Consider the following 6,809-nt stretch of genomic DNA (forward strand, 5'->3'; position numbering starts at 1 on the left):
CATGCCACCGAAGAACCTCCGACGACTCCGCACCCGCAGCCGGTGGCGCGACCTGCCCCAAGCCTTCGCCGGCCTGAGCGTGCTCCTGGCCCTGCTGACGGTGCTGCCCACCGTCCTCGTGGCCGCCACCAGCCGTTACGCCGGCCCGGGCCTGGCGGACCTCTCCTCCTTCACCCAGCTCTTCACCCGCCAGGACAACGGGTCCGCGTTCCTGTTCGTCCTGGTCGTCATCGGCTGGATCGGCTGGGGCTCCTTCGCCCTGTCCGTTCTCCTGGAGATCCCGGCGCAGCTGCGCGGCCGCGCAGCGCCGCGCCTGCGCGGTTTCGGCTGGAGCCAGCAGATCGCCTCCGCCCTGGTCTCCGCGATCCTGCTGCTGGTTCCCGCGACCGGCGCTGCACTGGCTGCGAGCGCGGCGCCGGCCACCGCCGCGACCGCCTCCGCGGTGGCCGGTTACACCGCCACCGCCGACAGCACCCAGGCGCAGGCCTCGCAGCACCCCACCTACACCGTGCGCAGCACCAGCCCGGCGCAGAGCCTGTGGAGCATCGCGCAGGACCAGCTCGGCAGCGGCGATCGGTGGCAGCAGATCGCCGCCCTCAACGAGGGCCGCACCATGGCCGGCGGCCGCGTCTTCCACGCCGACCGGCCGATCCAGCCCGGCTGGGTCCTCCTCATGCCCGGAGTGCCCGCCGCCACCACCGCCCCGGCGACCCCGGTCCCCGGTGACAGCACCACGACCGTCACCGTCCATCGCGGTGACACCCTGTCCGCCATCGCTGAGGAACACCTGGGCAGCGCGGACAGGTACCAGCAGCTCTTCGACGCGAACCGGGACCGGCCCGAACCCGGCGGCGCACATCTGACCGACCCCGACCACATCGAGCCGGGCTGGACCCTGGCCCTGCCCGCCGACACCGCAGCCGCACCATCCACCGGCAGCAAGCCCACCACCCCTCCAACAGGCCCCGGCACTCCCGGCGACCAGGGCGGCAGCAACAGCGGCTCCGGCAACCAGTCCCCCACCACCGCACCCACCACGACGCCGCCCACCGCTGCCCCCACCGCCGACGCCGCAGGAAGCACGGCCGCCGCGCAGCCGTCCCCGCACGCCGCGGCAGGGCCGGAGCACAACCAGGCGGCCTCCGCGGACAGCGGCGACACGGTGCGCCACCTGGCCGCCGGCGGCGCCATCCTCGCCGCCGGCGTGCTGGCCAGCATCGGATTTCGCCGCCGCCTGCAGCAGCGCCGCCGCCAGCCCACCCGCCGCATCCCGATGCCCGCCGGCGACTCCGCCGGCCTGGAGCGCCAGCTGCGCGCCACCACCAACCCCACCGGTCTGACCCTGCTGGACCGCTCGCTGCGGTCGATGGCGGCCCGCGCCGCCGACCTGGGCCGGGAAGTGCCCCAACTCGAAGCGGTGCGCGTCACCGGCGACACCGTCGAGCTGTACCTGGCCGCCCCGACTGCACCGATTCCGCCCTTCACCACAGCCGACGGGGAATCGGCGCTGTGGCGCTGCAGCTCCTCCACCCGCAACACCGCACTGGCCACCGCAGAGGAAGCGGCCCGCATTCCGGCGCCCTACCCGACCCTCGTCAGCCTCGGGCACACCCCCGACGGCGACCCGGTCCTGGTCGACCTGGAAACCATGGGCCTGCTCTGCCTCGACGGATCCGACGACGACGTCCTCGCGGTGCTGCGCGCCTTCACCGTCGAACTCGCCAACAGCAAGATCGCCGACGACCGCCTGCTGCTCCTCGCCGGCATCGGCCAGGAACTCGCCGAGCTCTACCCCACGCACTCCGACTACTACGAGACGCTGCCGGACGCCCTGGCCACGCTCGCCGCACGCGACGCGTTCCAGCGCCAGGCCCTCGACGACGGCGGGCACTGCTCCCTGCGCGCGGCCCGCGTCAGCGACCCGGGCGCCGGCGACGCCTGGACCCCGCACATCCTGATCAGCACCGACGAGCCCGCCGCACCCCAGGCCCAGCAGCTGGCCGACCTTCTCGGCGCGCAGCCGAGGACCTCGATCGGCGTCATCGCGGGAAGCCGCACCGACCTGCCGGTGGAGACCAGCTGGCGGATCCCGGCCGAAGCCGGACTCGAGATCGAGGTCGAAGGCCTGCCCTTCACCGTGGTCCTGCAGCGCATCGAGCCGGAGGCCTACCAGCGCCTGGTGGACGTCCTGGCCACCGCCGAGCGGCGGGACACGCTTCCCGCTCCGGCCTGGACCCACCCGGCTCCCCACACCGTGCCGATCGAAGAGGCCCAGGAACAGGGCATCGAGGAGGAAGCGCAGGAGGCGGTGCCGGCCGGGGCGGGGTCCGCACTCGCGGCCCAGGTCATCCACACCGCGACCTCCCCGGCCGCCGGGCTCGGGCCGGCCGCCCTGCCGGGCGCCGCCACCGTGCCGGTCGCACTGGCCAAGACCACTGCAGGCTCGGCCCCCGCCGGGCCGCGCCCCGCACAACCGAGCGGCGCCTCCGATGCCGACCTGCAGGACCTGGGTTTGGTCGCCGAAAAGGACGAGCAGGAGCAGGACGCCCGGCCCACAGGCGAGGATCCCGTCCGCGGCAAAAGCCCGCAGCCGGCCACGGACACCACCGGCCCGGAAGAAGACGACGACCCGGGAGACGATGCCGACCCCGACGAGGACATCTTCGGCCTGGGCAGCCACGGCGAGGATGAGCACGGCTGGGACGAGGAGGCCGACGAGGACCTGGACGCCCTGATCGCCCGCTACGCCCAGGCCGCCGACGACGATGCACCCGCCGAGAAGCCGGCCCTTCCCCCGGCCGCGCAGGAGCCCGGGACGCCGGCCCTTCCTGCGGCCCGGGCAAGCCACCCGGCCGACACGGAGACGGAAGACGACGAGGCCGACGACGCCGGGGCGCAGCCGGCCGCCGTCACCGCGGCGGTCCCCTCACCGGCCCCGGCAGGCCCCGATGCGCGGATCAGCCACCGACTGCACAACTCCTCCGCGGTCCTGGCCGCGCTCACCGCGCAGGCCGGCGAGCCGGACGCCCCGTACGTCCGGCTGCTGGGCCGCGTCGAGGTCGTGGGCCTGCGCAGCGCCAAGCAGGAGGAGCGGCGGCGCCAGCTGACCGAGGTGACGGCATGGCTCGTGCTGCACCCCGGCAGCAGCCGGACGGAGTTCGACGAGGCCATGTGGAAGGGCACCCGGGTGAACAACCAGGCCCGCAACACCCTGATGTCGCGCACCCGGCGCTGGCTCGGCGACAAGCCGGACGGCAGCCCCTACCTGCCCCACATCACCGAGGACGTGTACGGGATCGACCCGGCGGTCACCTGCGACTGGGCCCAGTTCCAGGAGCTGTACCGCACCGGCTACCACGGCAGCGGTCTGGAGGCCGACGTCGCGCTCGCCCAGGCACTCGCCCTGGTACGCGGCCGGCCGTTCGCCGGCACCCTGTCCACCCGCTACCACTGGAGCGAAGCCTGGGTCCAGGAGATGATCTCCGCGGTCGAGGACGCCGCACACGAGCTCGCCCAGCGACGGCTGGCCGAACGGGACTACCGCGCGGCCGCGATGGCCGCCGCCCGCGGTCTGGAGGCCATCCCGGAGAGCGAGCTGCTCTACCGCGACCTGTTCGAGATCCACGCAGCGTCCGGCGACCGCGAAAGCCTGGAACGCGCCGCCCGTCGACTGCACGACCTCAACGAGGAGCTGAACGTCGACCCCGAGGAGGAAACCGTCGAATTGCTCCAAGCCCTGCTGAAGGGCTGCCGCACCGCCACCGCATGATCACACCCCATCACCAGGCAGGCATCCCGCCCAGCGGTGAGGCTTACGCTGCGCCGGAACATGGCGTCGGTGGCCGGTGGGTTCTCCCGCTTGCCCTTGTTCTGCTGAACAGGTGGGAGAGCAGGTAGCGGTGGCACGCCTGCAGTAGGAGCTCACCCCTCTTCTGACTGGCACCAACCGTGGGCGTCCACATCCGGCTGGATCCTCCGCAGCGCGGCGGCTGGGCAACAGAGTGGTGGGTGGGCCCGTCACTCGGTGGAGCTTCACGTTCCGTCGTTGATCAGGTCGTGCAGGCAGTTGTCCCAGGTGGTCTCATCGTCGGTGGGCAGGAAGGGTTCGCCGCAGTGGTCTCAGGGCTCCGGATGGATGGTGCTTTCGCTCTGGGCGTCCTGCTGTTGGCCGCCGACCCCTCCCGCACCGCAGCCGCCCGCGACCGAGCATGAGGCGGCCATCAAGTCATGTGACGCAGATCACCCCTAGGGCGGCGAGATTTATTGCCGCTCCAGCGCCCTCCCGCGCCCGAAAGGTGAACCTGCTTTTCACGGAGGAACACCCGATGACCACCTCACCCAGCCGCCCGTCCCTGATCGGCTACACCCCTTACTACCCGGCCGCTCCGAGGATGAGCGTCCACGAAGGAACTGTGTGGATCGAGACGCCGACAGGCCCAGTGAAGTACCCGCTGCCCGAGCCCTTCGAACCGGGCAGCCAGTTCACCTGGCAGCCCCTCGACCCGGCGTCCCGCAGCTACCGAATGGACCGGATCAGGACCGCCATGGCCGCCCGCCGGGCCGCGGCCGGCGGGGCAGACCCCGCCAGCCTGGGGCTGTTCGGCCAGCAGGTCCTCGGCCTCAAGCGCAGCGAGCGGTGGACGGAGGCCGTGTCCACCGCGCTGCTCGGCACGTGGGGCGACAACCTGGCCGCAGGCTTCAGCTCCCAGTCCCCCCTGATCGACCAGCTTCTGCAGGAAGCGCGGGAGATCCACACACAGCTGGTGCCGCTGTGGCAGCGGCGCACCTACGGCAACCGGCGAGTACTGCTCCTGGAGAAGCCTTCGGCCGGCGGCGGCACACTGCGGGACCTGCTCGCCGACCGGCACCTGCCCGACAATCCGCTGCTGGACCAGGTCCCCGGCGACCGGCGGCTGGCCGCCGTCCTGGCCCGGCTCGCACCGGCCGAGCAGGCCGTCGTGCTGGCCTTCGGCCACCCCGGCGTCGCCACATGGGTCCAAGCCGCCGAACTGACCGGCGCCGACCAACCCGCAACCTTCGCCGAACGCGTCCGGACCAAGGTCAAGCGGATCGTCAAGATGCTTCAGCAGCAGGACCAACAGCGCATCGACGGACCCACCGGCCTGTGGACCCCCCGCGCGAGCGGCGGTGCGCGGTGAACGACTTCCTGCTGCAGGCCGGAGCCGACTGCCTCGGCGCCCTGGCCGCCACCGGATTCATCGCCGCCAGCGTTTGGGTTGTCAAGAAGGTCCGACAGCGGTGCACGGAAAGGGCCGTCCGGGCCGCCGACTGCGAGACTTCCGTCGGCACATCGTCCACCGGGGTGCCCCGAGAGATGGCGCAGATTGCGCAGGGACCAGCGAGTTCTGCTGCTCCACCGCCCGCTGGTGCTCAGACGGTGAACCCTGCGTCCACGGAGGACACCCGATGACCACACCGCGCACCCTGCCCGTCAACCGCCCGAACGGCGGCTTCCGCGTGCCCACGGCCGACCCGACGTCGGTCCGCTTCCACATGGTGGACGGCGACGAGATCCTCACGTACGACGTCTCCGGGAGCTTCCCGACCTTCCAGATGTGCGGCGGTACCACGGCAACCAAAACCCTCAGCCTGGACTGGTGGCTCCGCTTCCTGGACCCGAAGCACGCCGACCACCCGACCAATCGGGTCCAGGCCGCTGTCGTCGCCCGCGAGGCCGCGGTCCAGAGCGGAGGAAGCCCCGATCTGGCGCAATTCGGCCGGATCGCCCTGGGTCTGAAACGCAGCGAGCGCTGGACCGAGGCGCTGTCCACAGCACTGCTCGGTGACTGGATCACCCCTCTGCACGACGGCACCAGCCTCGGCCTGTTCGCACTCGACCACCTGCGGTCGGAGACCCGAACGATCCACACTCAGATGGTGCCGCTGTGGGAGCGGCGGATATACGGCAACCGGCGGGTGCTGATGCTGGAGAAGCCGTCGGCCGGCGGCGGCACGTTGCGGGATCTGCTGGCCGACCGGCACCTGCCCGAGGACCCGCTGCTGGACCAGGTCCCCGGCGACCGCCGCCTGGCCGCCCTGCTGCAGCGTCTCGCCCCGGCAGAACGCGCCGTCGTCCTCGCCTACGGCCAGCCCAGCGTCGCCACCTGGCCCGAGGCTGCCGAACTGGTCGGCGCCGATCAGCCGCAGGCCTTCGCCGAACGTGTCCGCACCAAAGTCAGGCGGATCGTCAAGATGCTGCAGCAGCAGGACCAGCAGCGCATCGACGGGCCCACCGGCCTGTGGACCCCGACCCGCAACGGCGGCGCGCAATGAGCGAGTTCCTGATGTCGGTCGGAGCCGAAGCCCTCGGGGCCCTGCTCGCCGCCGCACTGAGCGCGGCCAGCGCCTGGGTCGTCGAGAAGGTCCGGAAGAAGATCCGGCTGCGGTCCGCGAGAAGAGCCGCCCGGGCCGCTGGCCGCGACGCATCAGCCACCAAGGCTCCTCGCGAGACGACGCAGATCGCGCCAGGAGCGGCGAGTCCTTGCACTGCTCCGCCGGCCTCTGGTGCTCAGCCGATGAACCCACCGTCCACAGAGAGTGCCCGGGAGCACCACCCCACGATCTTGGCATGTCTACGCCCGAGCGCTGGAAGTGGCGAGCTCCTCGGACAGCTGCGGGCCCATGACGCGGAGGTCGATCGGGCCGAGCTCCGACTGCAACTCGTTGTACACCGTGCGAGCACTGCCCTCGTGGGCGTACCCGACCAGTTCCGCGAGCTGTCCCCGGGACAGCTCGCGCCCCTCCCGCTGCTGCTCCAGGTGGCTGCGCCGGGGCCCGGCCGTCTTAGA

General features: G+C 72.2%; 4 protein-coding genes. 3 read left to right on the top strand and 1 reads right to left on the bottom strand.

Going from position 1 to position 6,809, the window contains the following annotated elements:
- The first annotated feature begins 1 nt into the window (after position 1).
- From SNE206_RS15185 to SNE206_RS15195, 3 genes are all read left to right on the top strand, one after another.
- Positions 2-3,769 carry a LysM peptidoglycan-binding domain-containing protein gene (locus SNE206_RS15185; protein ID WP_407913871.1) on the top strand — a complete coding sequence of 1,256 codons (3,768 nt, stop codon included), beginning with the start codon at positions 2-4 and terminating at the stop codon, positions 3,767-3,769.
- 556 nt (positions 3,770-4,325) lie between these two features.
- The gene (locus SNE206_RS15190; RefSeq protein WP_407913872.1) at positions 4,326-5,159 is read left to right on the top strand and encodes a hypothetical protein; all 834 of its coding nucleotides are present in this window, start codon (positions 4,326-4,328) and stop codon (positions 5,157-5,159) included.
- 268 nt (positions 5,160-5,427) lie between these two features.
- Complete coding sequence (locus SNE206_RS15195; RefSeq protein WP_407913873.1) at positions 5,428-6,294, top strand: hypothetical protein; 867 nt, start codon at positions 5,428-5,430, stop codon at positions 6,292-6,294.
- Between the two features lie 299 nt (positions 6,295-6,593).
- Here SNE206_RS15195 and SNE206_RS15200 read toward each other — a convergent pair.
- Positions 6,594-6,809 (bottom strand): hypothetical protein (locus SNE206_RS15200; protein WP_407913874.1); only part of this gene is annotated, 216 nt, incomplete at its 5' end.

The organism is Kitasatospora sp. NE20-6 (assembly GCF_045862635.1).